The organism is Rossellomorea pakistanensis (genome assembly GCF_016908495.1).
GTDB lineage: Bacteria > Bacillota > Bacilli > Bacillales > Bacillaceae_B > Rossellomorea > Rossellomorea pakistanensis.
In genome coordinates this window covers 347,250-374,170 of sequence record NZ_JAFBDZ010000001.1, presented here as the reverse complement: position 1 = coordinate 374,170, position 26,921 = coordinate 347,250, and the positions used below count along the sequence as shown (strand labels likewise).

Below are 26,921 nucleotides of genomic sequence, written 5' to 3'. Positions count from 1 at the left end.
AATGATTAATATGGCCAGTTATTTCGTCCCTCCTACCTATTAGAGCCTATAGCTTCCTATGGTAAACTATATGTACACAGTGAATCAGGGTGGGCAGTGGCCACTTTCCTTCTGAAGGAGGTGGTGGCGTATAATCACATTTTATGAGGCATTAACGTTAATGATCACGTTTAGCTCATTAATTGTTTCAGTGATAGCTGTCGTTATTTCTTCAGATAAAAAGAAATAACCCCACCCTGCTAGCGCTCAAACTGTAGGGTAGAGTTATATTTTCTTCTCTCATGGGCCGCTGCACTTGCTGCAGAAGCTGTGTATAAGGACATTGGTTGCCGCCAATGTCCTTATTTATTTTTTAGATTAATCTTATTATAACATTCTATCCTGATAAAAAGGAAACGTGATTATTCAGGTTTAATACTGATACTAATTCGCTGCTTTCACCATTACTTTTACTTTGGGCATAACGTGCATATTTCTTGCTGTTACATGTGGCTGAACATAATATGTTCCACTTTTCTCGAAGGTCGTTGAAGTAGAATATACCCCGTTTTCCTCATGTTTTGCTTCTAACATAACACTTTCTTCTTTCCCCTCTTCATGCCATATTTCAAACATCACTTCAGAAGCATCTTGAACGTTATCACTCCCTTGGGTAACTTTTACTTTAAGGTTTGTTTCATTCATTAACTCAATATTTTCTGGAACCTGGATTTCCGCTTTTAAAGGTTCAAGTGATCGATTTCCCTCCTGACCTTCTTTTGCATTTGCTGTACAGGCTGAAAGAACAACGACGATTGCTAATAATATGAAATGTTTTACAAGTTTCATTATAATCTCCTTTTCTAATCCTCATTTTATATGTGCATTTTTAATAAAATACGCACTATTGCACATTGTAGACAAATTTACAGAAAAGTATTAGTGTATTACACAAAAAATTAAAAACACATAGTTTCTTCATAATTTTTTACTATAATAGAATTTAAACAAGTAATTGGAAAGGAAGCTCATTTTTGTGAATACGATTAGCGTGCTTATAATAGACGATGATATAAATATAAGAGAGATCATGAAAGTTTATCTTATAAAAGAAGGCTACGATGTGATAGAAGCAGGTGATGGAATCGAAGCACTATCTCTACTAGACAAACAGAAGCCAGATTTATTAATTATTGATATTATGATGCCATATTTAGATGGCTTTTCCTTTATTAAAGAAGCTAAAAAAATGTCTGATATTCCTTCGATTTTTGTATCTGCCAAAGGTGATGATGAAGATAAGATAAGAGGGCTAAAATTAGGAAGTGACGATTATCTGGTTAAACCTTTTCATCCTGAAGAATTATTGGCTAGGGTTGAAGCTGTATTAAGAAGAACAAACAAACTAAAAAAAGAAAATGAATCTGTGAAAATTGGTCCCTTTTCCTTTAACGTAACTTCTCGAAGTGTCCAATTACATGGGAATCCATTAAAATTAACGATTAAAGAATATGATTTACTATACTTTTTAGCTTCACGATCAGGGAAAGTGTTTACTAGAGGTCAGCTATTAGATCAAATTTGGGGAAGTGATTATGATGGCAGTGATCGTACGGTTGACACACATATCAAAACGCTGCGTTTAAAAACAGGAAATGATTCTGATATCATTCAAACCGTTTGGGGTTATGGATATAAATTTGAGGTGGGAAGTTGAAATTTAAAAATATTACATTAAATCAAAAAATCGTCATTCTTATCATATCTTCCCTTCTTTTTACCATCTTGTTTTCCTATTTTTTTATTACTTTTATATATAAGAGCATGTACATTAATAATGTGAAAGAAACATTAGTCTATCAAGGAAAACAAACTGCTGCACTGTATCCGCATGGATCACAAAGTGAGGGGTTCAAAGAAAAAATCCAATGGTACAATGTGATATCGCCTTATGAAGTGGTTTATGTCGATCAAGTAAAAGATCTTAAGGAGAATTTCCCTTATAAAATAGATAATCAAGTTCTTATTAGTGAGAAAGAACTTGATCTATTAAATCAAGGAGAGCTTATAGAAAAAGAAGGTTACGTAGAAGAGTTTAATCGAAATATTGTGGGAGCCATTTTCCCTTTAATGAAAGATGATCAATTAACAGGTTTTGTTTATATCTATGTGCCATTAGCTGAATTGTCAGAAGTTTTTCAAACCGGAATTCCAATATTGGTCATTGTAGGAGTTATTTTCTTTTTAGTAATTTTTCTTATCTTAAATTCTTTTTTAAACTCACTATTTCATCCAATGAAGGAAATTCAATCTTTTTCCAAAGAAGTGGCTAAAGGAATTTTTCACAAGAGAATTACGGTAAGAAAAAATGATGAAATTGGTGAATTAGCCACCACCTTTAATAAAATGGTTGAATCCTTAGAAAAACAAGATGTAGAGAAAAAAGAATTTCTATCAAATGTAGCGCATGAAATTCGAACCCCCCTTACCTATATAACAGGCTATGCTCAAGCATTGCTTGATGGTGTATATACCTCTAAGGAAGAAGAAGACCAAAAGCTTGCTTTAGTGATCAAGGAAACGGATCGAATGAAATTTTTACTTCAAGATTTGCTTGATTTAACTCGACTCCAGGATAAAAGTTTAGTATTTGAAAAACAGCCTTTACCTCTATCGCAATTAATCATAGAGACCTTAGAACTGTTAACCTATCCTTTAGAACAAAAAAAAATTTTGCTGGTGAAGAAATTAAACGATGAGGTTATTATAGAAGGAGATCAAAACCGACTTCAACAAGTACTCATTAATGTATTAGACAATGCTATTAAATACTCCCATAAAAACGGAGAAATTGTAATTGAAACGTATGAGGATCAAGCAAATGCATTTATTACGGTTAAAGATTACGGTATAGGGATCCCTAAAGAAAAGCTTAAAAGAATCGGTGAAAGATTTTATAGAACAGACCTGTCTCGTTCTAGGGACACTGGAGGATTTGGATTAGGCATGTCGATCACGAATGAAATTGTCCGAAAACATGGAGGGTCGTTAGTGATTCAAAGTGAAAAAGGAAAAGGATGTAAAGTAATGATTCAGCTGCCATCAATATAAAAATGAGGATAACCAATTGGTCATCCTCATTTTTTGAATGAATTAGAATGATTTCTTAAAATGCATCGTGAGTTGTAACTTTTGGCTTACGAACAAAACTCATGATTCCTGCTATTAGGAAAAGGATCCCTGGTAAAAATCCAATACCTATTGTTCCTAACCCAATTACAAGTGCAGCAAGAATAAACATAATCCCAGCTAAGACTGGCTTTTTATTACCTTTAATGGCAATAGCACCAATAATTCCAAGAATGACTGAAATTAGTCCTACCACTAATAAGAATGGACCAACTGATTCAATAATTGAGATAACCGCGTCAATATCACCTTGTGTTAATGTAGGATCATTGTTTATTCCTTGATTCATCCCTTCTTGAAATTCAGGATTGTCTATTAATGCATTGAAGGACAATCCACCTATTGCGAACAATCCACTTAAAATTACACCAATAATAGCTAAGACAATTTCTCCGGTACGTTTCATGAAAATTCCTCCTCTGTAAATATCTATATTTGAATATGTACCACTTTACTATACGAATTATGCATGAAAAGGTTTCACTAATTCAACAAAAATCAATCGCAAAATTCGACATAGTTCGAGAAAAATCGCTTATTTGTTAAAAATTCTGAGTAGAAATATCTTTTCCCAAAGTCTCCATGGAAGCAGATGCTTTAAGGTTTTCATCGATTTAACTCCTTTTCCAACTGGGTACCTTAAATGGATATATCTGTGTTTGTCTGCTAAAGATGTAATTAAACTAGCTACTTGTTTTGGGTTGCCATAGTTCCTTTCTCCTTTTTTCATTTGAGCTTCGATCTTCCTCATATAGTTATGATAAGGAGAAGCTATATTTTGAGAAAGTAGACTTACTTTCTTACCTGTCGTCCAAATATTCGTATTAAAGGAACCAGGTTCAACCAATGCAACAGAAATTCCATTGGGCTTTAATTCTAGCCTAAGACTTTCACTATAGCCCTCAAGCGCATGTTTAGATGCAACATAAGGAGAAATTCCAGGGAAACCCACGAGTCCGCTTATACTGCTTACATTTACAATCAATCCATCTCCCTGATTCCGCATAAATGGAAGAATTGTGTTTGTTATTCGAATAACACCGAAAAAATTAGTTTCGAACTGCTGTTGATATTCATCAATTGTAATCTCCTCAGAGAAGCCTCCCATGGCATACCCTGCATTATTTACTAATACATCCACTCTACCGATCGATTTAATAAAATCCTTAAACACCGATACTGAATGATTGTTTGTTACGTCTAATGCATGGATATTTAAAGCATGATGTAAATTTTCTTTTTTCGCTAACTGCTCTAACTCTTTTGATTTCTCTAAATTTCTCATGGTGGCTATCACTTTAAATCCTTTTCTAGCAAATTCTAAAGACGTTAATAATCCAAATCCGCTGGATGATCCTGTAATGACGGCTATTTTCTGATCCATTTATAACCTCGCTTTATTGTGATGAAATTTCCAGTGTGGATGAATTATCCCAGCACAATTCAATATTATTAAATATTTACAACGAAAGAAAGAAATTGAACTAAAATAGGAGTCCTCACTAGACAATCCCAAAACCTAGATGGCAGGATCCACAACGTCTATTTTTTGAAGAACTCCCCAAAATCTCTTCTTTATAAGGAAGAGCATTGGTTAAGCCCCTTGTGGGATAGCCCTCATAGAACTATTTTAGTCAATCTCTTAAATTCAAAAAGTATATTTATTTAAAGGCTCTTTTCTAAAAGATTGTTATTTTATAATTAGATTTGTGAAAGTAAACCATCGGTAAAGAAGTTTATTGGAGCGGAAGGTGCGAGACTCCTGCGGTGAGCAGCGGGACAGGTGAGACCCCACAGGCGAAGAGCGACGAGGAGGATCACCGCCCGCCCCGCGGAAAGAGAACAACCTGGAGCGGAAATCAACTACTACTCATTTTTAAAAAATAGCAACAAAGTTTACGAAAACAAGCTATTTAAATGTCTCGTCTTAACGCACTAAGTACGTCTATTTTTGTGGCTTTACTTGCAGGTTTTAGTCCAGATAAAACGGCTACTAAGATACTTAAAATAATACATATAATGGTTAAGTATGGTGGGATGTAGGAAAGAGATATCGGTCTTGTCATCTCTTGTTCAAAAAATTGTTTGATCGCAAATGGTAAGGCAGCATTAACAGAAAAGCTGATAAGATAAGCTACAAGTGCTCCGAGAATAGCCCCTATTAACCCAATGTAGCTACTCTCAAGTAAGAATATGTTCTTGATGATTTTGGGATGCCCACCTATCGCTTTCATGATACCGATATCTTGAGTCCTCTCAGTAACAGCCATTGACATAGTATTATATATTCCAATAGAAGCAATCAAAAGAGCAATCGTTCCAATAAAAACTAATCCAAACTTTAAAATCGAAAAGACAAGATTTACTTCTTCGATCTCATCCACTACAGAATATACATAATAGCCTTCATCTTTCAAAGTCTGAGAAATATCCTTAACCTCTTCCATAGAATTTGCATAAATCGTTACCTGTTGATATCCATCGTTTTCGGTTGTATTCTCTTCTCCTCCAGCGAAATGATGGATTTCTTGTAAAACAGTATTCGAAATGAAAATTCCATTGTCCATGAGCCAATCCTTCTTAGGTGCTTTAGCAATTCCAACGATCTTTAGGAAGGTTTCCTTAGGGCCTTCCTCATTACGATCTGATTTAAAGGTTTTAAGTAAAATAGTTTCATTGAGAATGCTCTCTTTATTATTATAACGAAGCTCCTTCTTTATCTGCCCTTCTTCATTATAAATTTCTTCTGGTGATGTTTCTTTTCCATTACTTTTATAAAGTCCTTCTTTAAAATGGTATCCAACGATGACCTCATTTGGTTTTTCTGGCATTCTCCCTTCTTTTAACTCAAAGCCTGCCTTGTTCTCAGAAGGATAATGAACAACGGATAAGGATGTTTGTGCTAGGTAATTTCCTAATTCTATTTGTGTCGGCGCTTCTACGTTTTTTCTCCTCGTCACAGCTTTAACATTAGAGATTTCTTCGAACCTTTTAATATCTTTATCTGTAATACTAGAATTACCATTTCCTTGATCCTTCCCGTGAACTTCTATTTGAGTCACACTTCTGTCTTGGGTAATTTCACTTATGATATGCTTATGTAAACCAAAACCAACAGAAGCTAATACGATCAAGAACGCACATCCTATACTTGTCGCTAAGATCGTCATATAAACTCTTGAACGATTTTTTTTCATGTTTTTACGGATAAAGCGGAACTGATCTTTTAATTTCATGAAACCTTCTTCCCTTCTTTTAATTCTCCATTTTCTATCTTAATGACTCGGTCTGCTGTCGCAGCTACTTTTTCATCATGTGTGATCATAACAAAGGTAATTCCTAAATCTTTATTTAACTTATTAATAAATTGAAGTAATTCTTCTTCCGTCTCATTATCCAGGCTACCTGTCGGTTCATCGGCTAAAATAATGGGAGGATTTAATACCAAAGCTCGAGCGATCGAAACTCTTTGCTGTTGACCGCCAGATAATTCTGAAGGATAATGATGGGCAAACTGTTCCAACCCGACCTTAGTAATCATTTCATTCGTTTTTCTCTTTCTATCTTTTTCATCTATTCCCTTCATTACAAGTGGTAGTTCAATATTCTCGTAAGCTGTCATGCTTGGAATCAATTGAAAGCTTTGAAAGATAAATCCTAGGTTTTCTAATCGGAAATCTGCCCATTTGCCTTCATTAAAGGATGTAACATCAATATCTTTAATCATAATTGAACCTGCAGTTGGTTTAATATATCCACTTATTAAATTTAATAATGTTGATTTACCTGAACCACTACGCCCAACAATGGAAATAATCTCTCCTTTATTTACGGTAAAATTGATATCCTTTAAAACTGGAACATGCTGCTTATGCCCTCGCTTTCCGATGACAAACTCATGACTTAAACCATTAATTTTTAACATCTTTACTGCCTCCTAAAATAATCTACATACTATTAAACGAAAGCAATAAAATAAACCCTACACAAAATGGAAAACTTTTTTACACTAAAGCATTAGGGGACGGTTCTCGATCGCGTTACCACGGTAACACGATCGAGAACCGTCCCCTTTAACTCAATAGTTGATAAATCATTTCTCCATATAAAAAACAAGCTTGTCCTATAGACAAGCCTGTCTCTTTTAATTTATATCTTCAAGATAAATGGGTGTTAGATGGTTACTCACTCTATTTCTCAAATGTTTTTTTATGCTGTTAGGATACATTCTTATAGAATCGATTGATGAACGTTCTACCCATTCTATTCTAGTTTGATGTTCGTCAGGGTTAATACCCGTAAATTCTTTTTGTTCAGGTTGTTTCAGTTCACAAGAAAATAAATACTCAACTTGATGTACACTGTGATCATGCTCACTATGTTCATGGTTTTTTCCAATATACTCTCTCACAAAAATTAAATCATTAATAATGATCTCAGCTCCAATTTCTTCATTACATTCCCTTGTAAGAGCTTCATGAAAGGTTTATCCATGATTTTGACCACCACCTGGAAATAAATAAAACACTCCTTCTTCATCCTGATTTTCAGTCAATAGGATTCTATTATTATGTAAAATGACCGCTTTAAGTGAATTACGCACATACATGAATATTCCCCCACTTATTGAATTGAACCATTTAATACCAGTTAAATGGTGAAACTGTCTATTGTTTAAGGTACTTTAATTCTTAAACATAAAACGGGCTAAACCAAAATGGTTCAGCCCGTTTTATCGTTTTCATTGTATACTATCTTTTCCCTGCTAGTATCATAAATCGATGCTGTTTAACATCATAATGTCCTTTTTCTTCAATAGCTCGATGAATCTTGTATAAATTTTCTTCATAGGTTTCAAATGAAAAATCAGTTATCTGCCAAGGTATTGCTTTTAAATAATAAATAAGGGCACCTATATCATAAAATCTTTGAAAAGGGAACGCTTCCTCTGCTTTTAAAATAATAAACCCTTCATTCATTAATTCGTTGACAGCATAGTCTAAACTCCAATGAAGGAAATCATTTGGTACTGATGCATCTAAGTCGTGATTGATTTCTACACAGTCCTTTCCCCCAACTTGTTGTGTAAGAAAAAGACCATCCGTTTTTAAAATTCTTGATACTTCTTTTGGATCATATGCTTCATGTTGGTTGAGAACTAAATCAAATTCCTCACATTCAAAAGGAAGCTTATTGTCTTCATCAATACTAAATACGGACACACCTAACGGCTCCAGTCTTTTCTTTGCAATTGGAAAGTTGGGCTTGTATCCTTCTGTTGCACATATATGAGGTGGAAATGGATAGAGTTTAGATAGAAACTCTCCACCACCAGTGCCCATGTCTAGCATTGAGCTTGACTCCTTCATCAGTTGTAATGCAGTCGATCCGTAAGACCAATGAATGGGTTCGCTTTTTACTCTTCCTGTTTCTGTAATGAAAGAAAAATCCCAACCTATAAATGGTTTATTGACTTGTTCTACCCATTTTTTAAAGTTTTCATCGGACTTCATCACATTTTCCTCCTCCTAGTTTTCATTCATTAATTACTAGACTATGGAGGTGGTCGTGCCGAATAAATGACAACCCATTTTTATGTTTCATGTTCTCTCACATTTATCACTCCACTTTAACTTCATAATACCATATTATCCCTTAATTCATAGTTATAATTTCACAATAATATTAACTTTAATAAAAAAAGAAAGGAGAACATTGGTGTTCTCCTTTAAATGACTGTTATTGTTAATAGCAGTCGCATTCTTTTTTTCGACGGTGATGACAGTCCCTGTCATCACGATGTCGATAACGTTTGTGGTGCATCCCTCCAAATATATCTCCGAAACAGCAACTTCTCCTAGATTCTCTCACCTCATCGTCATGTTCACGGTGACGTCTATTTTCTTCTACCTTTACATTATTGGAGCGAATTTCAACTTTATCGGTATTAATATATACAGGACTATATCTATTGTCAGACATATAATCCCCTCCTTTCCTCCTTACTATTATTAATATATTGTGAAATTTTTTTTTGGCTTGGACATGTATCTAATAAATTAAAAGTTTTTTTACTATTTAAGATAAATTATTTAGAAGTAGCGAATAAAGCAATGAAAAAAACTGTAACTTATATCCTTTCCATACAATCTGAATAAAGCGTCCAAAAAAAAAACGGCTGAACTCTGTTTTTGAGCTAGCCATTAAGAGATTGCTTCATTCCGTAGTTGTGTATGGTATAGATTGAAATAAAATCCTTTTTCCTTCAAAAGTGAATCATGTGTACCCTTTTCAATTATTTCACCTTGTTTTAATACCAGTATTTGATCTGCATTTTGGATCGTATTGAGCCGATGTGCAATGACAAAGCATGTTCTTCCTTTCATTAATTTTTCTAATGCTTGTTGAATTTTTATTTCTGTTACTGTATCTATACTACTTGTTGCTTCATCTAACAAAAGAATAGCCGGTCTCGAAAGAATGGCTCTAGCAATGGACAAAAGCTGTTTCTGACCCTGACTAATTCCTGATCCGTCATGATCTAGGACAGTATCAAATCCATTTGGAAGATTGATAATAAAAGAATATGCATTGGCCATTTTAGCAGCTTCTTCTACTTCTTGGTCACTTGCATCTAATCGACCGTATCGAATATTTTCAAGAATTGTACCTTGAAATAAAAAGGGGTCTTGCAATACAAAGCCCATTTGTCGCCTTAAACTTTCCTTTTTAATACTTGTTATTTCCTTATCATCAATATATACTTCACCACAATTATAATGATAGAATCTCGCGATAATATTCATGATCGTTGTTTTTCCAGCACCAGTGGGGCCTACTAATGCGATTGTATCACCCCTATTTGCTTTAAAGGATATATTTTCAAGTGTTGGTGTCTTCTGATCGTATGAAAAAGATACATTTTTAAACTCGATATCTCCTTTTACCTCCTGTATATCGATTGCTCTGTTACTATCTTTTTCTACAGTCTCATCGAGTATTTCAAAAACCCTTTCAGCGCCTGCTACCGCAGATAACAGTGTGTTGAACTGATTGGCTAGATCATTAAGTGGTCTAGTAAATTGCCTGGCATATTCTGTGAAAATAACGATAACACCAACAGTGATATCTCCATTTAAAACAAATAGTCCACCTACTAATGCTATAACTGCAAAACTGAGATTATTCAAAACGTTCATTAATTTTGGAATGAATCCGGAATAGGTTTGTGCCCAATATGCTGTTGCTTTTAAGTTATTGTTTTTCTCTAAGAATTCTGATGTAACCCGATTTTCTTGTGAAAAAGTTTTGACAATTTTTTGCCCTGATACTATTTCCTCAATATACCCATTAAGCATTCCTAAATTGGATTGAGTCTGCTTAAATAGTTTACCTGTTCGATTTGTAATCCACTTCATCCCTGAGAACATGATTGGGATTATAAGCATCGTTATGAATGTCAGGAGAGGACTAAGCCAAAACATGACACAGATTGTACCGGAAAGAATAAGTAAACTAGAAAATATTTGAATAAGAGAACTATTGAGGGTAGTACTTACATTCTCGATATCATTTGTTACTCTGCTCATAAGCTCTCCGCTTTGCTTTCGATCAAAAAAAGAAATTGGAATCTTATGGAAGTGCTGAAATAACTCATTTCTCAGCTTATACACAGTTGATTGAGCGATCCCAATCATCCAGTAGTTTTGAAACCAAATGGCTGCTGAATTAAGAAAATATAAAAGCCCTAACCCGATGAGAAGTGGGATAAAACCAGCGGGATCACTCGATACGATAAAGTCATCAATCGCCATCCCTACAAGGAAAGGTCCGAGCAGGCTAAATGCCGAACTTAACATAACCATTAGTAACACTAGTAATAAGTATTTTTTATTACTTGATAAGTAACTCCAAAGCCTTAAGATTGTTCCCCACCAGTTTTTCGCGTTAACTTTTTCATTCGTTTGAGAGGATTTACTTATATGCTTTCTCATGCTTAACTGACTCCTTCCCAAACTGTGAGTGAAAGATTTTTTGATAAAGGGAAGAAGAGTTTAATAAGCTATTATGATCTCCTTGACCAATCGTTCTCCCATTATCCAATAGAAGGATGTCATCTGCTTCAATAGCAGTACTTATCTTTTGAGTTATTAATATTGTTGTACATGAATATTCCTTCAACCTTTTTAGTAACTTGGCTTCCGTATTAAGATCAAGTGCACTAGTACAATCATCAAGCAATAAAATTTTAGGCTTTCTAACAAGAGCTCTTGCAATGGAGATTCGCTGTTTTTGCCCCCCAGATAAATTCATTCCTCGTTGTCCAATTTTTGTGTCATACCCATCAGTTAATGCACAAATAGTCTCATGTATTTGTGCATCCTTCGCTGCTTGTGTAATTTCTTCTAATGAAGCATTTTCCCTTCCCCATGCAATATTTTCTTTAATAGTGCCTGTGAAAAGCAGCGCTTCTTGTGGTACATAACTGATATCATCTCTTAGGTTCTTCATTTTATAAAATCTGACATTTACATCATCTATCAATATTTCTCCATTTGAAGTATCATATAGTCTCGGGATTAATTGAAAAAGGGATGATTTCCCTGACCCGGTTGCTCCCATTATAGCTAATGTTTCACTCTGGTTTAATGTGAAATTGATGTCATTTAATATGTGACCATCATGATTTGGATAGGTAAAAGAAACATTTTTAAACTCAATTTTTCCTTTTTGAATTCGGAATGAGTCTTTGGCATTTTCCGAATCCTGTAAATCAACTTCCGTTTCTAATACCTCAGTAATTCTATGTGAGGAGGCTTTTGCACGAGAGAAGTTTAAAATAATAAAAGAGAAAATCGTAAAGACAGAGGTAATTCTTGTTGCATAGTTAATAATTGCAACGACTTCCCCTACTTTTGCTTCACCAGTATTTACTTCAATACTACCAAACCAAAGAATAAAAATGATTGATAAATTCATTACAAATAGCAGAATCGGAAGAGTAACCTCCATTAAACGAAGCGCTTTTGTCGTATTATTTTTCAACTTTTGATTAGATTGTTTAAAACGGGTAATTTCATGATTCTTTCTTAAAAATACTCTAATGAGTCTTATCCCAGTTAGATTTTCTCTTATGACTTCATTGACTGCATCTAATTTCTGCTGAACTGTTTTGAATTTTCCCCAACCTTTTTTAAAAATAATGTTTAGAAAAATCCATAGAAATGGAATGATCAATATAAGCATAAGAGCAAGTTTACCGTTTACAATTAGCGCCATTACTGTGGCACCAATTACTAGTAAGGGGGCTCGAAGCATGATTCTAAGACTCATGAATACAGTGTTTTGAATTTGTGATACATCATTGGTCATTCTCGTTATAAGGGAAGAGGTTGGAAATTTATTTAAATTAGTGAATGAAAAGGTTTGTATTTTTTTGAATAATGTCGAACGAACATCATATCCAAAACCTTGGCTAACATGAGCGGCAAAAAAGGAATTTGTTATTCCGGAGAAAAAGGCAATGAATGACATCCCTACCATCAATCCACCCCAAAACCAAATGGATTCTAAATCTCCTTTAAGAATACCTTCATCAATGATTCGTGCCATAAATAAAGGATGGAGAAGTTCTACTGTTAGTTCAACCAACATTAAAAACCATGCTATAGCCATAGGTATTCGATAGGCTTTTAGAAATAAAAATACTTTCAAAGTGATACAACCCCTAATTATGCTTTTCTAATACCGATCAAAAACCATCCCATATATAATCAAAAGAATGATTTAAAGTGAGACTGAATTATATAGTGGGTAATTGAATGTCCCACTTCATTGGATTGGAATGGGAGTTTATAATCCATGTTCAACAAAATTCATCATTTTTAAGAATATTTGTTTAACCCGGAAAGAATCTAAAATGTACTCGGGTAAGATTGCAATTAGAAAATCGTATAGATTTGTTTTTGATGTAAAATCTCTAGTGAAAAGACAAATTGGATCATGATCTGATGTTAATGGTCGTAGTTGAAGGGATACTTTATAGGTTTTCATCATAGGATTTTTAGTTAACACAAAACGGTAATCATCTAAACTTGTAAATAAAGAGGAATCTTTGAGATTAAAATAAACATGAGAATGATTCATAACAATACCCCTTTGCATCAAAATTCACCTATTTATCAAGTGATTTGCTAATTAAATGATTAGTAGAAATGATACTATTAAAATTTCTACACTTGCTTCTACTATACGTATTTAACGATATATTTACAAAGTATACGAATAATGCATCAGAAATTTACCGGGTTAAATACTATATGAAACCGGGATATTTGGAGCGTAGATTGAACTTATTAGCAATTACAAATCATAATATGATTCCCATCTATATCTGCAATGTTAAACCAAATCGTATTATCATCTACCCTTTCAATCTCTCTAGTAATCCTTATTCCCTTTTCTTTAACAAATGAATAAGCCTCTTCGATGTTTGAAGTGTAGAAATTGAAACTTGGATTATTAGAAGGGGAATGTTGAAATGATGGATCGAATGAATGGTCATCTAGTGTTATACTTGTATCCCCATTTACTGGAATATTATAAACAGGTGAATGAACATTTTCTAAATTAATATCTAGTCCAAACAAATCAGAATACCATCTAGCAGCTTTCTTTAAATCCTTCACATGAATAAAAACAGTATTTACTTGGGCTGAAATCGGCCAAGTATTTGAGGTTTTTTTCATTTTCCAGCCTCCCTAATTTGGATAAAATTTAAACTATTGAACGGGTGATGCCTCCATCAACTTTAAATGCGGATCCTGTGATACCAGAAGCTTGTTCTGAAGCAAGAAAAACAACTAAATTTGCAACTTCTTCAGTTGAAACAAATCTCTTCAGTATGGATGAAGGTAAACTCTCAGTAAATAGTTTATTTTCAAAATGCTCAAAAGACTCTCCAGCCTCTTCTGCCAAGTCAGTAATGGACTTTTGAACTTTCTGTGTTTTAGTTGGACCGGGTATAAATGAATTGACAGTAATATTTGTGCCTGTAAGTGATTCCGCAATCCCCCTCGAAAATCCTAGAAGTGCAGCCTTGGTTGTCCCATAATGCACCATTTCACCTTGAAAAAAACCTGGTGTGATGCTTGTGTTATTCAAAATTCGTCCCCATTTTTTTTCAATCATTCCTTTTGCATAATGTCTGGATAAACGAACTGCAGACATTAAGTTCGTTTCAATATATAAGTCCCAGTCATCATCTGATATGTCAAAAAATGATCGAGGTTCATAAATGCCTAGGTTATTGACCAAAATATCGGCTTCCGGGCAGGCAGAAACAAGATTTGACACTTCACTTTTTTTACTAAGGTCAGCTGTTACTCCGAATATCTCGTTTTTTGGAAACTCTCTCCTAAGAATGTCTAGACTTGAGTGAACCTTCTGCTCTGATTTTCCATTAATGATAACGGATGCACCAGCTCCCGCTAATTTCTTAGCAATGATAAACCCAATCCCGCTAGCTGAGCCAGTGATTAATGCTTTTTTACCTTCTAATGAAATATTCATTTATACACTCCTTTAAATATAAGAAATATATTTTATGAGAAAATAAAATCATTTAGTTTTGTTTATATAAAAGGAATTCTTTATTTCACATGTTTTGGATATTTTCCTACAAGATGAATGGCGCTAATAATGCGCTTATTAATCCACTTTCGGTTATCATAAGTGTTAAGACTTTCAAACACCATATCTCGTCCTTCTTTTGTCGTGACATAATGATTGGGTAACCCATTTAAACTTAAGGATATAATGTCATTTCTACACTTTTTGCACTGGCAAAATGTTTGATAATCCGGACTTAACATTGCAATTTTTACAAGTGTTGTGACAATCTCTTCCATTACATTAGTAAAGCCTTTTTCCAATACGAACACATCCATTAGTAAATTATTCTCTTTTTATTATAAAGATTATCATAACGGCATAAGAATGGAACAAAAAACTTTATGATTTTCTTAAAAGAATAGTTGTTTATAAGATTTAGTTATCTTTCCTCTTTGGAAAACGGTTATTTTCATTATTAATCAAAACTAATATGCTATATACATAGTAATGATGAGGGGGAGTTAGATGGAAATTAAAATGATTAAGCCAGAGGATACATATGAATTGAGACATACGATATTACGTCCTAATCAATCTATTGAAGATTGCCAATATCCAGGTGATGATGAGAAAGATAGCTTTCATGTTGGTGCTTATATGAAAGGGAAATTAGTCAGTATAGCGTCATTTTATAAGGAAACACATCCAAATTTTAATGAAGAGAACCAGTTTCGTTTAAGGGGGATGGCCACTTTAGCAGAATTTAGAGGACAAAATGCTGGTAGTGCTCTAATCCGTTTTGCTGAAAAGTTCATGAAGAAACAATCTGCAGACTTATGGTGGTGTAACGCAAGAGTCTCCGTTAGTGCCTACTATAAAAAATTATCATTACAAGAAAAAGGGGGGATCTTTACTATTGAGCCTATAGGACCCCACAAGCTAATGTACAAAAAACTATAGATTGAATATAGACAATTGTTATGCTTTATAGTAACGATTATATTTTATGACATTATTATGAACAGGTTTATTTCTCTTTCTGTTTTTGTCTTAAGCTTATATAATAATGGTAGTCTAATTGTGATATTGGAGGTTTAGAATGTTAAATACAACTATTGGTAAGTTTAGATTGATGGGTTTTATCGAGGGTGCTTCGCTGTTACTTCTTTTGTTTATCGCTATGCCCCTTAAATATATTTTTGACGTCCCTGAAGCAGTAACACTTGTAGGATCACTTCATGGGTTTTTCTTTATTCTATATTTAATTTTCATTGCGTACACTACTTTCAAAATTCGTTGGTCCTTTTTATGGATTTTTAGCTCGATATTGGTAGCCTTCATCCCATTTGGAAACATCGTCCTTGATAGTAAGTTAAAAAAAGCAAAGTTTGCTTAATAATAATACATTTTATGACTGTTGTTCCATAAGGGGTTCGGAACCACTAAGGTTGTCAAATCTTGACGTTGTGGTTCTTGACTCCTTTTTTTGGGATAACCCTTTTAAATGAATTGAAATGAAGTGTATATTTCTTCATATATTGTTGAGATATATGGAGAAAGGAAGTGATTTTTATAATAGAAGCAGGATCAGGTGTAGAAACTATCAAAACTAATAGGAGTTGTAAACCTATCTTCTTTGATAGGTTTATAATATGAATTTTAGTTTACATAATAAAGTTATCGTTTAATAATGATTGCTTGACTTTAGCTTTTTAAATTCGTTTATGAATTCTTTCGGTTCAGTACTTACATGATAGGAATATAATCCTCTATCGGTATGAAGATACATAAAACCTTTTCCATTAGTAAAAGGTTTAAAAGAAATGTCTAAGACTGAGTGTAATGGGAAGGAATCTGAATAGGTAATAATCCCAGTCTTGTATAGTTCCAGCTTGTATTCAAATCGCTGATAAACTAACTGATTATTGGAAAGTTTTTTTATTGTTTTGTGGTAAGAATGATAGGAAATTAAAGTCACTAAATCTCTCCTAATCTGATTAGGTGAAAATGATTTAAGGTTTTTCCAAGTGTATCATATAAAAAGTATCATCAACAAATGAAAGCCCCAATTTTTACACCAAATATTAATTGTCACATTAGAATAGCTCTCTCATAAAAAAACAGCCCAAATGGACTGCTTCATGATTTACGCTTATTCTAAAAAACGATTCCTTTCACGTGCTGAAGGAATGCGGCAATGTTCCCTTTTCCCAAACCATTTGTAACGATTTCTAGCAATAATGTTGTAAAAATAGTCCCGAATAGGCCTTGGAACGAATAAAAATATCATACACATTTTCCAAAGACCATCTAATTTTCCGCATATTTTCAAAGCTGCTGTAGATTTTGTGTAAACTTTGTTATTTTCAATATAAATCATACTTTCAAGATTCTGCAGAGTCGAGTTATTTTCTACTAATTTTTGACCAATGTTACTTTGTATAGAGGCGAATTTAAAATATTCTTTTGAATCCCGCTTCATGATAAATTGCACTGATTGATTACAAAAGTGACAGACACCATCGAATAATATTATTGCTGACATTTAATCACCAACTTATAGTTGAATTCTAACTATCATTGTAAATATATCACATTTCCCTTTCAAGTAGCTTACAATTTTATTTACGGCGAATTTTCATAAGGTCATTTTCTTGAACTTCAATAAAGACTTCTTCCCCTATTTTATAGTTTAAATACTTGTCACATTGAATGAAGAAAATCTCGCTATTGCTAAATTCCATAGCACATTTTTTAGTTGTATTTTTCATAGTTATTTCCTTATTGCTTTTGACTCCGCTTAGCAACTTTTTTCCATCTATTGGGTAATACTTCTCCTCAATAGTTACTTTTTCTTTGTTAGGCAGCTCTATTGCTTTATATGCAACTAGAAAACTAAAAATCAGGAGCAAAATTACAAGCACACTAAGTTTGACTACTATTTTACTCATTCATTATCCCCTTTAATATGGTTCTAAACATCAACACCCATATTGTATTAAGGGGACAATATAAATATGACGATTTAAATAATCGGGATAAAAAAAGAGTTACTCTTTATTATATTTAATAGAATTGTATAAACTTCCCGTAAAGTTTTTTACCTTTTCTATTTCTTTATTCGAATAGACAATGATAAAACAAGTAGATGGACCAGATGATTTTTTTAAGTCGATGTCACACTCCAAATTCTGATTATTTAGAGGTTCATCAGGGAATAAAAGCTTCAACTCATGTAATATTCCTTTTGAACCGACTGGCATGACGACAAATCCTGTTTGCGTACAAAAATATTTAACCATTGATAATGGTGCAATTTCATTCGGTTGATCGATTACTTCATTGCCGACAAGAGGTGTTCCTATCAGGGCTATTTCTAAATCTTTTGAGTAAGTTAGCGGTTGATTGTTCACTTTTTTAGATCTACCTATTACCATCACACCAAGAGCTGATTGAATCATTTTCATATTACTTTCACTGCTACCTGTTATCTCAATATTATTCATTTCCACTTCTTCTAAGCCTATCTGTATTCCATCCACTAGCTGGCCCCATACTTCTTCACCACAAAAGTTTGAGATCACAACTGTAAAAGGGTCTCCACCTGCTGCTACGCATTCCATAAATGCGACTCTAAAAGAGTAATACGCTAATTGGTCATAGGGTACTTTGATTTCATCAAGCTCCTTCATTCCTATTCCCCCACTATTATCGGAAGCAATTAATAAATACTCACCTTTCATATTAGGGATAATCTGAACATCTCTCATCTTATATGAACTTCCTTAGGCTTTGTACGGCGGATTCCCTGTAATCTTGGAAGGACGACAATAGCTAAAATAATGTTAAGGGTCGTTCCTATGAATAATGATGGCAGTATAGAAAAATAAAAGCTAGCATGTATTATAAATAGAAATGGGAGAGGAGCAATGATTGCATTTCCAATAGTAAAAAGAAAATAGGAAATAAATTTTTTTCCTTTTTTATAAAGCAATCCAAAAAGGAATACTAGAATCGCCATTTCAACTGCAATGAGCAAATGAAATGGGCCTAAAGGTAAACCTGAAAGTAGTGCAGAAATAAAATGGCCTAATGAAGCAACAATTGCTCCTGCTATTGGTCCTAATAAAACGGAAGCAATTAAAGCAGGAAGGGAATCTAGGGCAATCGTGCCTACAATTGCCGGTATTTTAACCATCGCACCAAGGGATGACATTGCTATAAACAGGGTGAAATAGCTTATTTTCCTTTCACGTGACATTATTTATCCTCCTTCCGCTTCCCTTCACGAAAAACTTTAGCACTCCTTACATACTCTACATCTCTAACATTCATGCGGTAATTAATAATTCTTCCAAGGGCAAAAAAATAATCAGAAAGACGATTTAAATATTGGAGTGATACCTCAGAAACACTAGGATCCACCTTAATCAGACTAACTACTAACCGTTCTGCTCTTCTCGTTACTGTCCGTGCAATATGGATAGAAGCAGCAGCCTTCGTTCCACCAGGTAAAATAAACCGCTCTAGTGTTGGTGCCTGTTGTATGAATTCATCGATACGCTTTTCTAAATAGGTTATAGCTTCTTTGGTTAGCTTCATCGGTCTTGATTTTGTGACATTTGCTAAGTCTCCACCGCAATCAAATAATTCATGTTGGATCTTCTCTAAATCTTCAAGAATATCTTTGAATAGGGTAGGGTCTAACTCAGCCATTGCTTGACCTACAAAACAATTTACTTCATCTACTGTTCCATAAGCTTCTACACGAATATCATCTTTCTCTACTCTTCCTCCAATAATACTTGTTTGTCCTTTATCACCTGTTCTTGTGTAAATTCTCATTTCGACATCCCCTTTTATTTAAGTCTTTGATTCAATCCGTACCAAATTGTATCTACACGATTTGCATTTCTTACAATGTCTTGGTACACCCACCCTGTGAGATCTCTCCATTGACGGTCAGTATCATTAAGTGGGACAATGCCTTTTGTAATATCTGTTCCAATCAAGATAATGTTTACATTATATGAAGAGTTCCAACCATTTATAAATTGCATCCATTCTTTCCGTACATGATCAATTTCTGACTTAAACATCTCTTTTTTTAACCAATATTCTATTCCTTCAAATACTACAATATCCGAATTCTGAAGTGACAATTTTACAGGCAAAGCATCCCCTTTATAGGCTGAGAACCATTGACATTTACCATCAAGTTGATAAAAATTTTTCACCCATTTTGCTTTGCCGTTATAGGCACCTCCCGTAATAAAATGCATTTTTCTCCCCTCCAAAATCCATTTTTTGTCCAAACAAGTTCATATCCTCCACAATAAGGAGCATGAATATCCCAAAAGTCTAATTTAATAGGGGAATATGTTGAAATTAAATATCTAAGAACTCCGCCGTGGCTCATCAACATGACTTTAGAATCCCCTTGTTTCACCGTCGTAGTGATGATTTTTTCCCACCCTTTTCTTACACGATCCGTAAACTCGAGGTAGGATTCACCATTAGGTGGTTTTACTGTAAAGGGCGATGAAATCCAATCTTGATATTGTAGGTCATGCTTTAATTCTTCATATGTTCTGCCTTCCCAATCTCCAAAGTTTATTTCTCTAAACTCTTTTAATAGTATAGGGATAGCTTCCGGGTTTAATAGGTTCAAGGAAGAAGTACAACGAGATAAATCACTACAAAAATATTGATGATAGAATGAGTGAGAATTTCTTTCCTGAGTTATGCGCTCTTGTTCATCCTTACAAACCGAAGAATCTGTCCATCCAAGATATTGATGGTTTTTATTAGCCTCCGTTAACCCATGGCGGTATACTGCCACAACCACACGATCATCCATAACAGTAATTCTCCTCCCTCAACAGTTGCACCTAGAACATCACCAGTAATCCCTCCAAACCAATGTTTTATTTTTCTATATAAAATCAGAAAAAATAATAGTATAACAATGAGAAGAATTAAAGAAATAAAAAAGATATCAGGGTTCCCAAAGTATATTGTGGTTAAAAGGATTATTATAAATAAAAAGTAGAAATGGTTGGTGTATGAGCGACAATTTTTCTTGAAAAAGAAGGCGAGTCCTTCTTCTTTTGAAGACTTAATATTTACTAATACTACTCCCATAAAAAGTCTGCTATAAATAGGAATTAATACAAGCATTGAGATGAACAATTCATTTTGATTTACGACTGATTCATAAATAAACAAGAATTTTGCACTTAATAATATAAGAAGACTTATCACTCCAAATGCGCCTGTCCTTGGGTCTTTCATAATTTCAAGTCGTTTTTCCCTGTTTTGATAGGAGAAGTAGGCATCACTTGTATCCATCCAGCCATCAAGATGAATTCCGCCTGTTAGGACGATCATTGATAACCAAATAATAAAGGCAATACTAAGAGTAGACAAAGGTGTCATGTTGATTAGTACAGATGCAAAGAATGCATAAATCAACCCTAGCAGTAGTCCAAGGATAGGGAAAAAGCCGACGGAAATTGAAATATGCTTTTGGTCCATTGGGAGATCTTTACGAATCGGAATAATAGTGAAAAATTGCAAATTGATAAGTAATGCTTTTATATAGCTCATGAAGACATCATGACTTTCTTCAGAAGTGACCAATTAAGATGTGATTTAACCTCTTCAGCTAGTTGATCCAAGCTTATATCACGCATCGCATGAACTGGAACCATCGGCTTTAATGGAAGTCCCTTCCTTGTTCGAATCGTATTTAACCATTCGTTTCGCCATTCATCGTTATGGAATAAATGATGCATATAACTGCCTATTATTGTACCGTTATTAACTACACATCCTTCCCCCCTACCATCTTCTAATAAAAGGAAAGGTTCTACTTCTTTTAACCACTTTGATTGACCCAAATGAATTTCAAAGCCATCAATTGTTGTTGTGGTGAGAAATTTATTCCTAGGATGAAGTGTCCCTTTTACTCTTTCCGTCATTTTATTCATTAGAAATCTTGTCTGAAGAGGTAATATACCTAATCCTTTTTCCTGTAACATCAATACCCCTGTATCCATTCCAGACTCATCAATTAATGTTTGACCTAACATTTGATATCCACCACAAATTCCAACTAAAAACCCGTCTTCATTGATAAATTTTATTACTTTTTCCTCTAATCCGGACGATTGTAAAAATTGACGATCACGAATCGTACTTTTCGTTCCAGGTAAAATAACTACATCTGGATTTCCAAAATCGTCTGAAGATTGAACCCATCTGATAGATACATCCGGTTCAAAAGTGAAGGGTTCAAAGTCACTATAGTTAGAGATATATGGGAAATGAATGATGGCGATATCAATGGTTGAATGGGCCATAGGCTTAAACCTGCTATTGAGTGAGAGTGAATCTTCTCCTTCAATTCTATGTGTGATATAGGGTACGACACCGATAACAGGGATACCTGTTCGTTTCTCAATCCATTGTACTCCGTCTTCAAATAAAGTTTGGTCTCCACGAAATTTATTAATCAATATTCCTTTTACTCGCTTTTTTTCATGAGGTTCTAGTAGCTCCAGAGTTCCGATAATACTTGCAAAAACCCCACCACGGTCTATATCTGCTACTAGTAAAACAGGAATATCAGCAAGTTCAGCCACCTTCATATTCACAAGTTCTTTGCTTTTGAGATTAATTTCAACTGGACTGCCTGCCCCCTCCATGATGATCCAATTGTAGTGAGATTGAATCCAATTTAAAGATTCTTCAATTGCTTGAAGGCCCTTTTCATAGAAGTTGTCACGATAGCTTTTACCTGTAAGACTTGTTTGAGCTTTTCCAAAAAGCACGATCTCAGATTGTTGGTCTGATTTTGGTTTTAACAGAATTGGATTCATATATACATTTGCTTCCACTTTGGCTGCTTCAGCTTGTATACCTTGGGCTCTCCCAATTTCTTTTCCATCAACAGTGATATAAGAGTTATTAGACATATTTTGCGATTTAAAAGGTGCGACAGATTCACCTTCATTGGCAAGGATTCGACAAATTGCTGTTGCAATAAGGCTCTTTCCAACATCTGAAGCTGTTCCTTGAATCATTATTCCTCTCATAATGATTCTCCTTTCATTCGTACAGGAATTCCCGATTCAATTAAATAAGCTTGAGAAGCTTCTAATACAATTTTTTGGTGAAGTATTCCAATCATTCTTTGATATATAGTAATCAGTTCGTTATTATATCCTGGTTCATTTAAAACTTCGTTACTAACTACCAAGAGAGTATGTACATTTTTTTTCAATCCATTAAGTGCATTGTGTATTTTCATTATAATATCATCTTGAACAATTGGATCATTCCAATTTCGTTCACTTGAGAACATTTCATTCGTTAACAATGTAGTTAGACAATCTAATAAAACGGTATCATTTTTACTAAATTGATAGGATAAGTTCTGTATATTAATAGGACATTCCCATGTTGTCCAGTCTACATCACTATGCTGACGATCTAACTTGTGACGAAGAATTCTGTTTTTCATTTCAGTGTCTGTTGATTGAGCAGTAGCAAGATAATGGAGCTTTGTAGCAGTTGAAATGGATATTTTTTTGGCAAGCTGTTCTGCAAAACCGCTTTTTCCGCTTCTTACTCCACCGGTTATGAATAATAAGGTGTTGTTTGTCTCCATTCTCCCATCACTTCCATTAATCTTGTATGTTCTTTTTTTCCCTTTATAGCAAACCTTAACCAGCGGCCCTCTAACCCTTGAAAATTAAGAGTATGCCGGCATACAATTCCCTTTTCCAAAAGAAATGAGAACAATAAAAATTGGTCCTCTATCTGTGGGTCCCTTAATAAGTAAAAGTTTGTTTGACTAGGTGATACTAAAAAATGCTGACTATCAAAATACGAAAAGAGTGCTTCTCTTTCTTCTTTGATATGTGATTGCGTTTCTCGGATAAAGTCTTCTTGTTCTAAAAGAAGTTCTCCAGCTGTTAAAGCGATAGCATTGACACTCCAATGGACCTGGATGCTTTGTAACTGTTGAATAATTTCATTAGCTGCCATAAGATAGCCTAAACGAATACCTGGGATGCTAAACATTTTTGTCAGGGAACGTATAATGATTAAGTTTTCATATTCATTCAAAAGTGCAACTATTGATTGATAATTCATGACAAAATCATAAAAGGCTTCATCAATAATGACGGTACATTTATGTTTATATGCTTCTTCTATGATTTCTTTAAGAGTTTCATAGGAATAAACGATTCCAGTTGGATTGGTTGGATTGCACAGAAAAAGAGCGTCCATTTCCGATAAAGATAATTTCAACTTCTCAATTTCTATATTCCAATGTGGTTCTGTTAATTGATGATGATAAATTTCACAACGAAATGAACGACACGCATTTTCATATTCGGAAAACGTGGGTTGAACAATAAGAATTCTCTTTTTAGCGAACATACGGGCAATCAAATGTATAAGCTCTGCTCCGCCATTCCCAACGAGAATCTTTTCGACATTTACATTAACACTTTCAGATATCTTTCTCCGTAGGTTTTGTGCGTAAGGATCAGGATATTCAACAATTTCTTTTAATAATTGACTCCAATTATCTATCAAAACGTTAGGTGGCCCAAAAGAATTAATATTGGCACTTAGATCGATAACACCATCTGGTTTGTTCATTTTCATCGCACTGTATACATATTGAGGATTAGATCCATGCTTTGGTAATTTCAAACATCACTCCCCCGATCCATAATAAAAGTAAATAGAAAAAACAGGCTATATGCATAATCTTTACGGTCTTTAAAATGTGGATTTGGTTTAAATTAACCAAGGGATCTCCCATTCTCGCCCGGTTGGATTTTACCCCTATGTAATAGTTGATTCCTCCAAGCTGGATCCCTAAGCTTGCAGCAATGGCAGCCTCCCCCCAACCACTATTGGGGCTTGGGTGTTTTTTGGCATCACGTAAGAGAATAGTGAAAGCAGCTTTATAGGATAAATATTCAGGTTTCTGACTTAGCAATAAAATAACGCCTGTGATTCGACTAGGGATCCAATTAACACAATCATCAAGCTTAGCGGAAGCAAAACCAAAATCTTTATACCTCTCATTCTTATAACCTACCATTGAATCACAAGTATTTATACACCGGTAGATTAGGGCAAGTGGTGCACCACCGATAAATCCCCAAAACAAGGGTGCTGTAATTCCATCACTCGTATTTTCAGCAACAGTTTCAACTGTTCCACGCACAATCTCTTCCTCACTTAATGAATCAGTATCCCTTCCAACAATATAAGAAAGCTTTATCCTTGCTTCGTTTAAGTTATTATGGGTTAATGGCTTCAATACATCCAAAGCTGCCATCCTAAGGCTTTTCTGAGAAATCGTTGTCATGATCAATATACTCTCAATAAGAATCCCTATGAATGTGTGAATACTGTAACCTATCCACAAAATTGGGAGAATAATAAATAAAATGGATATAATTAAGATAAACAACATAATAAATCCTTTTATTCCTTTGTGTTTACCTTTATTTAGCCATTTTTCCAATATCGCAATATAACTTCCCATCCATTTTACAGGGTGTGGCCAATTTAGGGGATCACCAATAATGATATCCAAAATAAAAGCGATTGTAATGGCTATTAAATGATAGGCAATCATGTCTTAACCCTTTTTCTATAAAGATTTAATGCATTTGTAGTACATTCATATATACCTTTACTAATCATTTTCCCGAGCGGTGTAATCGTTCCTGCGTATTCCAGTTCCTTCCCCTGTTGTGTAGAAGCAATTAATATACTATCTGTTGAAGTACCTGTTGCAAGTGTACCTGTTACCGAATCCTTTACTTTTTGATCATGTAAAACCTTCACTTTTGACTCTGTTGCTGTCATGATACTTTGAATAAAGGCTTCTTCTGTAATTTTACCATTAACAAATACCCATGTATTGATGGTTCCAGGTTCCAATTCATAAGAATGCAGTTCACTTTTACTAGCATCAATCGCATTGCCCACCCCTGCTGTTACTACCACAAAGATTGAAAATTCACCATCTTGATAAAACTCATAGGAAACATCACCAAGATTAACTGCCGTCATCATTCCAACGGTGTCACTTGGACCATAACCTAAATCTTGTATAAAGTCCTTCATTTCTTCACGGTGATTACTACAGTTATAGGTTTTAGCCACATGTCGGTTAATAAAATTTTGATACCACCCCGATCCTGAACCAATCACTCCAGATGACATGGTTTTTAAAGGTTCAGGAGATACTAATACTATGCACTCCTCAGTGGATGACAAAAAGGATTCATTTATTTCTAATAAATGTCCTTCTTGATATTCTGAATCCGGAAGAAGCAGCATTTGAGGAGCAGGAACATGTGGATGCGGGTGTTTTTTTATTTCTGTTTGATAAACGTTTTTTATTCTTTCTTCCTTTAATACTTCATTAGGATAAGAATCGATGTTGATTTGTCCATCCTTTAGTAGAAGTAATTGATCACAATATAGACCTGCAAGGTTTAGGTCATGAAAAATGGATAATACCGTTAATTCCTGTTCTTTGGTCCACCTTTTTAAGAGGTCTAGTAATTCTTTTTGATAGGATAAATCCAAATGATTAGTTGGTTCATCTAATAATAAAATTTCAGGTTCTTGAGCGAGAGCTTGAGCTAGAAATACTCTTTGTCTTTCTCCACCGGACAACTGTTGTATGGAGTGATGTTGATATTCGATAATCCCAGTCTGCTCCATAACCTTTTGAACCGTGATTTCATCCTTTTCGGACCATGTATTAAACCAGCCATCCTGATGGGCATAACGACCTAAAGATACTGTTTCTTTTACTGTATAGGAAAAAAACTCTGTTGTATTTTGAGGTAATACAGCCATCACTTTAGCAAGTTTTTTAGAAGAGTAACTACTTATAGAGTGACCCTTTATAAGGATTTCGCCATTATTAGCTGTCAGAACTCCACTTAACATCTTCAATAATGTAGTTTTCCCACTACCATTCGGGCCTAAAATGCCAAATAGCTGCCCTTTTTTTACTGAAAACGAGATATCTTTAAGTACTGATACGGATGAATATCCACCTGAAACATTTGTGACTCCGATCATCG

General features: G+C 34.4%; 33 protein-coding genes. 5 read left to right on the top strand and 28 right to left on the bottom strand.

Annotation, left to right across the window (positions count from 1 at the left end; genetic code table 11):
* Positions 1-130 precede the first annotated feature (130 nt).
* Complete coding sequence (locus JOC86_RS24555) at positions 131-229, top strand: putative holin-like toxin (RefSeq protein WP_338021729.1); 99 nt, start codon at positions 131-133, stop codon at positions 227-229.
* Positions 230-423: 194 nt separating this feature from the next.
* Here JOC86_RS24555 and JOC86_RS01930 read toward each other — a convergent pair whose 3' ends face one another.
* Positions 424-828 carry a FixH family protein gene (locus JOC86_RS01930; protein ID WP_205168088.1) on the bottom strand — a complete coding sequence of 135 codons (405 nt, stop codon included), beginning with the start codon at positions 826-828 and terminating at the stop codon, positions 424-426.
* A 187-nt stretch (positions 829-1,015) separates the two neighbouring features.
* Between JOC86_RS01930 and JOC86_RS01925 the strand changes: the two genes are divergently transcribed.
* Together JOC86_RS01925 and JOC86_RS01920 are read left to right on the top strand one after the other, a co-directional pair.
* Entirely contained in the window at positions 1,016-1,696 is a 681-nt protein-coding gene (locus tag JOC86_RS01925; protein ID WP_205168087.1) for a response regulator, read from the top strand.
* Entirely contained in the window at positions 1,693-3,090 is a 1,398-nt protein-coding gene (locus JOC86_RS01920) for a sensor histidine kinase (protein WP_205168086.1), read from the top strand. The genes JOC86_RS01925 and JOC86_RS01920 overlap by 4 nt, the downstream gene beginning before the upstream one ends.
* Positions 3,091-3,145: 55 nt before the next feature.
* Here the strand turns inward: JOC86_RS01920 and JOC86_RS01915 are convergent, their stop codons facing one another.
* The 14 genes from JOC86_RS01915 to JOC86_RS01855 form a co-directional block, all read right to left on the bottom strand.
* On the bottom strand, positions 3,146-3,574 hold the full coding sequence (locus JOC86_RS01915) for a DUF4064 domain-containing protein (protein WP_205168085.1): 429 nt from the start codon (positions 3,572-3,574) through the stop codon (positions 3,146-3,148).
* A gap of 129 nt (positions 3,575-3,703) precedes the next feature.
* On the bottom strand, positions 3,704-4,552 hold the full coding sequence (locus tag JOC86_RS01910; protein WP_205168084.1) for an SDR family oxidoreductase: 849 nt from the start codon (positions 4,550-4,552) through the stop codon (positions 3,704-3,706).
* 529 nt (positions 4,553-5,081) lie between these two features.
* Positions 5,082-6,404, bottom strand: a complete 1,323-nt coding sequence (locus JOC86_RS01905; protein WP_205168083.1) for an ABC transporter permease — start codon at positions 6,402-6,404, stop codon at positions 5,082-5,084.
* Positions 6,401-7,093: an ABC transporter ATP-binding protein gene (locus JOC86_RS01900; protein ID WP_205168082.1), complete on the bottom strand. Its 693-nt coding sequence runs from the start codon at positions 7,091-7,093 to the stop codon at positions 6,401-6,403. The genes JOC86_RS01905 and JOC86_RS01900 overlap by 4 nt, the downstream gene beginning before the upstream one ends.
* Positions 7,094-7,312: 219 nt before the next feature.
* Complete coding sequence (locus JOC86_RS24550) at positions 7,313-7,579, bottom strand: NUDIX hydrolase (protein WP_472925684.1); 267 nt, start codon at positions 7,577-7,579, stop codon at positions 7,313-7,315.
* Between the two features lie 75 nt (positions 7,580-7,654).
* Positions 7,655-7,777, bottom strand: coding sequence for an NUDIX hydrolase (locus tag JOC86_RS24890; protein WP_275583355.1), 123 nt, complete (start codon positions 7,775-7,777; stop codon positions 7,655-7,657).
* Positions 7,778-7,919: 142 nt separating this feature from the next.
* On the bottom strand, positions 7,920-8,681 hold the full coding sequence (locus JOC86_RS01890; RefSeq protein ID WP_205168081.1) for a methyltransferase domain-containing protein: 762 nt from the start codon (positions 8,679-8,681) through the stop codon (positions 7,920-7,922).
* Between the two features lie 232 nt (positions 8,682-8,913).
* The gene (locus tag JOC86_RS01885) at positions 8,914-9,150 is read right to left on the bottom strand and encodes a hypothetical protein (protein WP_205168080.1); all 237 of its coding nucleotides are present in this window, start codon (positions 9,148-9,150) and stop codon (positions 8,914-8,916) included.
* A 221-nt stretch (positions 9,151-9,371) separates the two neighbouring features.
* Positions 9,372-11,162, bottom strand: coding sequence for an ABC transporter ATP-binding protein (locus JOC86_RS01880; protein ID WP_205168079.1), 1,791 nt, complete (start codon positions 11,160-11,162; stop codon positions 9,372-9,374).
* Positions 11,143-12,843, bottom strand: coding sequence for an ABC transporter ATP-binding protein (locus JOC86_RS01875; protein ID WP_205169959.1), 1,701 nt, complete (start codon positions 12,841-12,843; stop codon positions 11,143-11,145). The genes JOC86_RS01880 and JOC86_RS01875 overlap by 20 nt, the downstream gene beginning before the upstream one ends.
* Before the next feature lie 177 nt (positions 12,844-13,020).
* Positions 13,021-13,314 (bottom strand): hypothetical protein, encoded by a 294-nt coding sequence (locus tag JOC86_RS01870; protein ID WP_205168078.1) that lies wholly within the window; start codon positions 13,312-13,314, stop codon positions 13,021-13,023.
* A gap of 209 nt (positions 13,315-13,523) precedes the next feature.
* Positions 13,524-13,916 carry a VOC family protein gene (locus tag JOC86_RS01865; RefSeq protein ID WP_205168077.1) on the bottom strand — a complete coding sequence of 131 codons (393 nt, stop codon included), beginning with the start codon at positions 13,914-13,916 and terminating at the stop codon, positions 13,524-13,526.
* 28 nt (positions 13,917-13,944) lie between these two features.
* Positions 13,945-14,739 carry an SDR family NAD(P)-dependent oxidoreductase gene (locus JOC86_RS01860; RefSeq protein WP_205168076.1) on the bottom strand — a complete coding sequence of 265 codons (795 nt, stop codon included), beginning with the start codon at positions 14,737-14,739 and terminating at the stop codon, positions 13,945-13,947.
* Positions 14,740-14,819: 80 nt separating this feature from the next.
* Positions 14,820-15,116: a late competence development ComFB family protein gene (locus JOC86_RS01855; RefSeq protein ID WP_239587348.1), complete on the bottom strand. Its 297-nt coding sequence runs from the start codon at positions 15,114-15,116 to the stop codon at positions 14,820-14,822.
* A 190-nt stretch (positions 15,117-15,306) separates the two neighbouring features.
* On the opposite strand from JOC86_RS01855, the gene JOC86_RS01850 reads away from it, so the two are divergent.
* Together JOC86_RS01850 and JOC86_RS01845 are read left to right on the top strand one after the other, a co-directional pair.
* On the top strand, positions 15,307-15,741 hold the full coding sequence (locus tag JOC86_RS01850) for a GNAT family N-acetyltransferase (protein ID WP_205168075.1): 435 nt from the start codon (positions 15,307-15,309) through the stop codon (positions 15,739-15,741).
* Between the two features lie 139 nt (positions 15,742-15,880).
* Complete coding sequence (locus JOC86_RS01845) at positions 15,881-16,177, top strand: DUF3817 domain-containing protein (protein WP_205168074.1); 297 nt, start codon at positions 15,881-15,883, stop codon at positions 16,175-16,177.
* A gap of 756 nt (positions 16,178-16,933) precedes the next feature.
* On the opposite strand, the gene JOC86_RS01840 is transcribed toward JOC86_RS01845, so the two are convergent.
* The 13 genes from JOC86_RS01840 to JOC86_RS01780 all read right to left on the bottom strand — a co-directional run bounded on the left by JOC86_RS01840 (position 16,934) and on the right by JOC86_RS01780 (position 26,919).
* Entirely contained in the window at positions 16,934-17,326 is a 393-nt protein-coding gene (locus JOC86_RS01840) for a thiol-disulfide oxidoreductase DCC family protein (protein ID WP_205168073.1), read from the bottom strand.
* A gap of 76 nt (positions 17,327-17,402) precedes the next feature.
* Entirely contained in the window at positions 17,403-17,732 is a 330-nt protein-coding gene (locus JOC86_RS01835) for a hypothetical protein (RefSeq protein ID WP_205168072.1), read from the bottom strand.
* Between the two features lie 99 nt (positions 17,733-17,831).
* Complete coding sequence (locus tag JOC86_RS01830) at positions 17,832-18,551, bottom strand: ATP-binding protein (RefSeq protein WP_205168071.1); 720 nt, start codon at positions 18,549-18,551, stop codon at positions 17,832-17,834.
* On the bottom strand, positions 18,548-19,042 hold the full coding sequence (locus JOC86_RS01825; protein ID WP_205168070.1) for an ECF transporter S component: 495 nt from the start codon (positions 19,040-19,042) through the stop codon (positions 18,548-18,550). Before JOC86_RS01825 ends, JOC86_RS01830 begins: the two co-directional genes overlap by 4 nt.
* Entirely contained in the window at positions 19,042-19,626 is a 585-nt protein-coding gene (locus JOC86_RS01820; protein WP_205168069.1) for a cob(I)yrinic acid a,c-diamide adenosyltransferase, read from the bottom strand. Before JOC86_RS01820 ends, JOC86_RS01825 begins: the two co-directional genes overlap by 1 nt.
* Before the next feature lie 14 nt (positions 19,627-19,640).
* Positions 19,641-20,018, bottom strand: coding sequence for a bifunctional adenosylcobinamide kinase/adenosylcobinamide-phosphate guanylyltransferase (locus tag JOC86_RS01815; protein ID WP_338021698.1), 378 nt, complete (start codon positions 20,016-20,018; stop codon positions 19,641-19,643).
* Positions 20,015-20,641, bottom strand: a complete 627-nt coding sequence (locus JOC86_RS01810; RefSeq protein WP_205168067.1) for a histidine phosphatase family protein — start codon at positions 20,639-20,641, stop codon at positions 20,015-20,017. The genes JOC86_RS01815 and JOC86_RS01810 overlap by 4 nt, the downstream gene beginning before the upstream one ends.
* Positions 20,599-21,390, bottom strand: a complete 792-nt coding sequence (gene cobS, locus JOC86_RS01805; protein WP_205168066.1) for an adenosylcobinamide-GDP ribazoletransferase — start codon at positions 21,388-21,390, stop codon at positions 20,599-20,601. The genes JOC86_RS01810 and cobS overlap by 43 nt, the downstream gene beginning before the upstream one ends.
* Positions 21,387-22,880 carry a cobyric acid synthase gene (locus JOC86_RS01800; RefSeq protein ID WP_205168065.1) on the bottom strand — a complete coding sequence of 498 codons (1,494 nt, stop codon included), beginning with the start codon at positions 22,878-22,880 and terminating at the stop codon, positions 21,387-21,389. The genes cobS and JOC86_RS01800 overlap by 4 nt, the downstream gene beginning before the upstream one ends.
* On the bottom strand, positions 22,877-23,455 hold the full coding sequence (locus JOC86_RS01795; protein ID WP_205168064.1) for a bifunctional adenosylcobinamide kinase/adenosylcobinamide-phosphate guanylyltransferase: 579 nt from the start codon (positions 23,453-23,455) through the stop codon (positions 22,877-22,879). Before JOC86_RS01795 ends, JOC86_RS01800 begins: the two co-directional genes overlap by 4 nt.
* A complete protein-coding gene (gene cobD / locus JOC86_RS01790; protein WP_205168063.1) occupies positions 23,425-24,513 on the bottom strand; it encodes a threonine-phosphate decarboxylase CobD in 1,089 nt (362 codons plus the stop codon). The genes JOC86_RS01795 and cobD overlap by 31 nt, the downstream gene beginning before the upstream one ends.
* Positions 24,488-25,453, bottom strand: coding sequence for an adenosylcobinamide-phosphate synthase CbiB (gene cbiB, locus JOC86_RS01785; RefSeq protein WP_205168062.1), 966 nt, complete (start codon positions 25,451-25,453; stop codon positions 24,488-24,490). Before cbiB ends, cobD begins: the two co-directional genes overlap by 26 nt.
* A complete protein-coding gene (locus JOC86_RS01780; protein ID WP_205168061.1) occupies positions 25,450-26,919 on the bottom strand; it encodes an adenosylcobinamide amidohydrolase in 1,470 nt (489 codons plus the stop codon). Before JOC86_RS01780 ends, cbiB begins: the two co-directional genes overlap by 4 nt.
* Positions 26,920-26,921: the final 2 nt, after the last annotated feature.

Bases quoted from the DNA above. Each gene is read 5' to 3' on its own strand.
- JOC86_RS01930 (WP_205168088.1), bottom strand. From the start codon at position 828: ATGAAACTTGTAAAACATTTCATATTATTAGCAATCGTCGTTGTTCTT.
- JOC86_RS01915 (WP_205168085.1), bottom strand. From the start codon at position 3,574: ATGAAACGTACCGGAGAAATTGTCTTAGCTATTATTGGTGTAATTTTA.
- JOC86_RS01910 (WP_205168084.1), bottom strand. From the start codon at position 4,552: ATGGATCAGAAAATAGCCGTCATTACAGGATCATCCAGCGGATTTGGA.
- JOC86_RS01905 (WP_205168083.1), bottom strand. From the start codon at position 6,404: ATGAAATTAAAAGATCAGTTCCGCTTTATCCGTAAAAACATGAAAAAA.
- JOC86_RS01900 (WP_205168082.1), bottom strand. From the start codon at position 7,093: ATGTTAAAAATTAATGGTTTAAGTCATGAGTTTGTCATCGGAAAGCGA.
- JOC86_RS24890 (WP_275583355.1), bottom strand. From the start codon at position 7,777: ATGTATGTGCGTAATTCACTTAAAGCGGTCATTTTACATAATAATAGA.
- JOC86_RS01890 (WP_205168081.1), bottom strand. From the start codon at position 8,681: ATGAAGTCCGATGAAAACTTTAAAAAATGGGTAGAACAAGTCAATAAA.
- JOC86_RS01885 (WP_205168080.1), bottom strand. From the start codon at position 9,150: ATGTCTGACAATAGATATAGTCCTGTATATATTAATACCGATAAAGTT.
- JOC86_RS01880 (WP_205168079.1), bottom strand. From the start codon at position 11,162: ATGAGAAAGCATATAAGTAAATCCTCTCAAACGAATGAAAAAGTTAAC.
- JOC86_RS01875 (WP_205169959.1), bottom strand. From the start codon at position 12,843: ATGGCTATAGCATGGTTTTTAATGTTGGTTGAACTAACAGTAGAACTT.
- JOC86_RS01870 (WP_205168078.1), bottom strand. From the start codon at position 13,314: ATGAATCATTCTCATGTTTATTTTAATCTCAAAGATTCCTCTTTATTT.
- JOC86_RS01865 (WP_205168077.1), bottom strand. From the start codon at position 13,916: ATGAAAAAAACCTCAAATACTTGGCCGATTTCAGCCCAAGTAAATACT.
- JOC86_RS01860 (WP_205168076.1), bottom strand. From the start codon at position 14,739: ATGAATATTTCATTAGAAGGTAAAAAAGCATTAATCACTGGCTCAGCT.
- JOC86_RS01855 (WP_239587348.1), bottom strand. From the start codon at position 15,116: ATGGATGTGTTCGTATTGGAAAAAGGCTTTACTAATGTAATGGAAGAG.
- JOC86_RS01850 (WP_205168075.1), top strand. From the start codon at position 15,307: ATGGAAATTAAAATGATTAAGCCAGAGGATACATATGAATTGAGACAT.
- JOC86_RS01845 (WP_205168074.1), top strand. From the start codon at position 15,881: ATGTTAAATACAACTATTGGTAAGTTTAGATTGATGGGTTTTATCGAG.
- JOC86_RS01840 (WP_205168073.1), bottom strand. From the start codon at position 17,326: ATGTCAGCAATAATATTATTCGATGGTGTCTGTCACTTTTGTAATCAA.
- JOC86_RS01835 (WP_205168072.1), bottom strand. From the start codon at position 17,732: ATGAGTAAAATAGTAGTCAAACTTAGTGTGCTTGTAATTTTGCTCCTG.
- JOC86_RS01830 (WP_205168071.1), bottom strand. From the start codon at position 18,551: ATGAGAGATGTTCAGATTATCCCTAATATGAAAGGTGAGTATTTATTA.
- JOC86_RS01825 (WP_205168070.1), bottom strand. From the start codon at position 19,042: ATGTCACGTGAAAGGAAAATAAGCTATTTCACCCTGTTTATAGCAATG.
- JOC86_RS01820 (WP_205168069.1), bottom strand. From the start codon at position 19,626: ATGAGAATTTACACAAGAACAGGTGATAAAGGACAAACAAGTATTATT.
- JOC86_RS01810 (WP_205168067.1), bottom strand. From the start codon at position 20,641: ATGGATGATCGTGTGGTTGTGGCAGTATACCGCCATGGGTTAACGGAG.
- cobS (WP_205168066.1), bottom strand. From the start codon at position 21,390: ATGAGCTATATAAAAGCATTACTTATCAATTTGCAATTTTTCACTATT.
- JOC86_RS01800 (WP_205168065.1), bottom strand. From the start codon at position 22,880: ATGAGAGGAATAATGATTCAAGGAACAGCTTCAGATGTTGGAAAGAGC.
- JOC86_RS01795 (WP_205168064.1), bottom strand. From the start codon at position 23,455: ATGGAGACAAACAACACCTTATTATTCATAACCGGTGGAGTAAGAAGC.
- cbiB (WP_205168062.1), bottom strand. From the start codon at position 25,453: ATGATTGCCTATCATTTAATAGCCATTACAATCGCTTTTATTTTGGAT.
- JOC86_RS01780 (WP_205168061.1), bottom strand. From the start codon at position 26,919: ATGATCGGAGTCACAAATGTTTCAGGTGGATATTCATCCGTATCAGTA.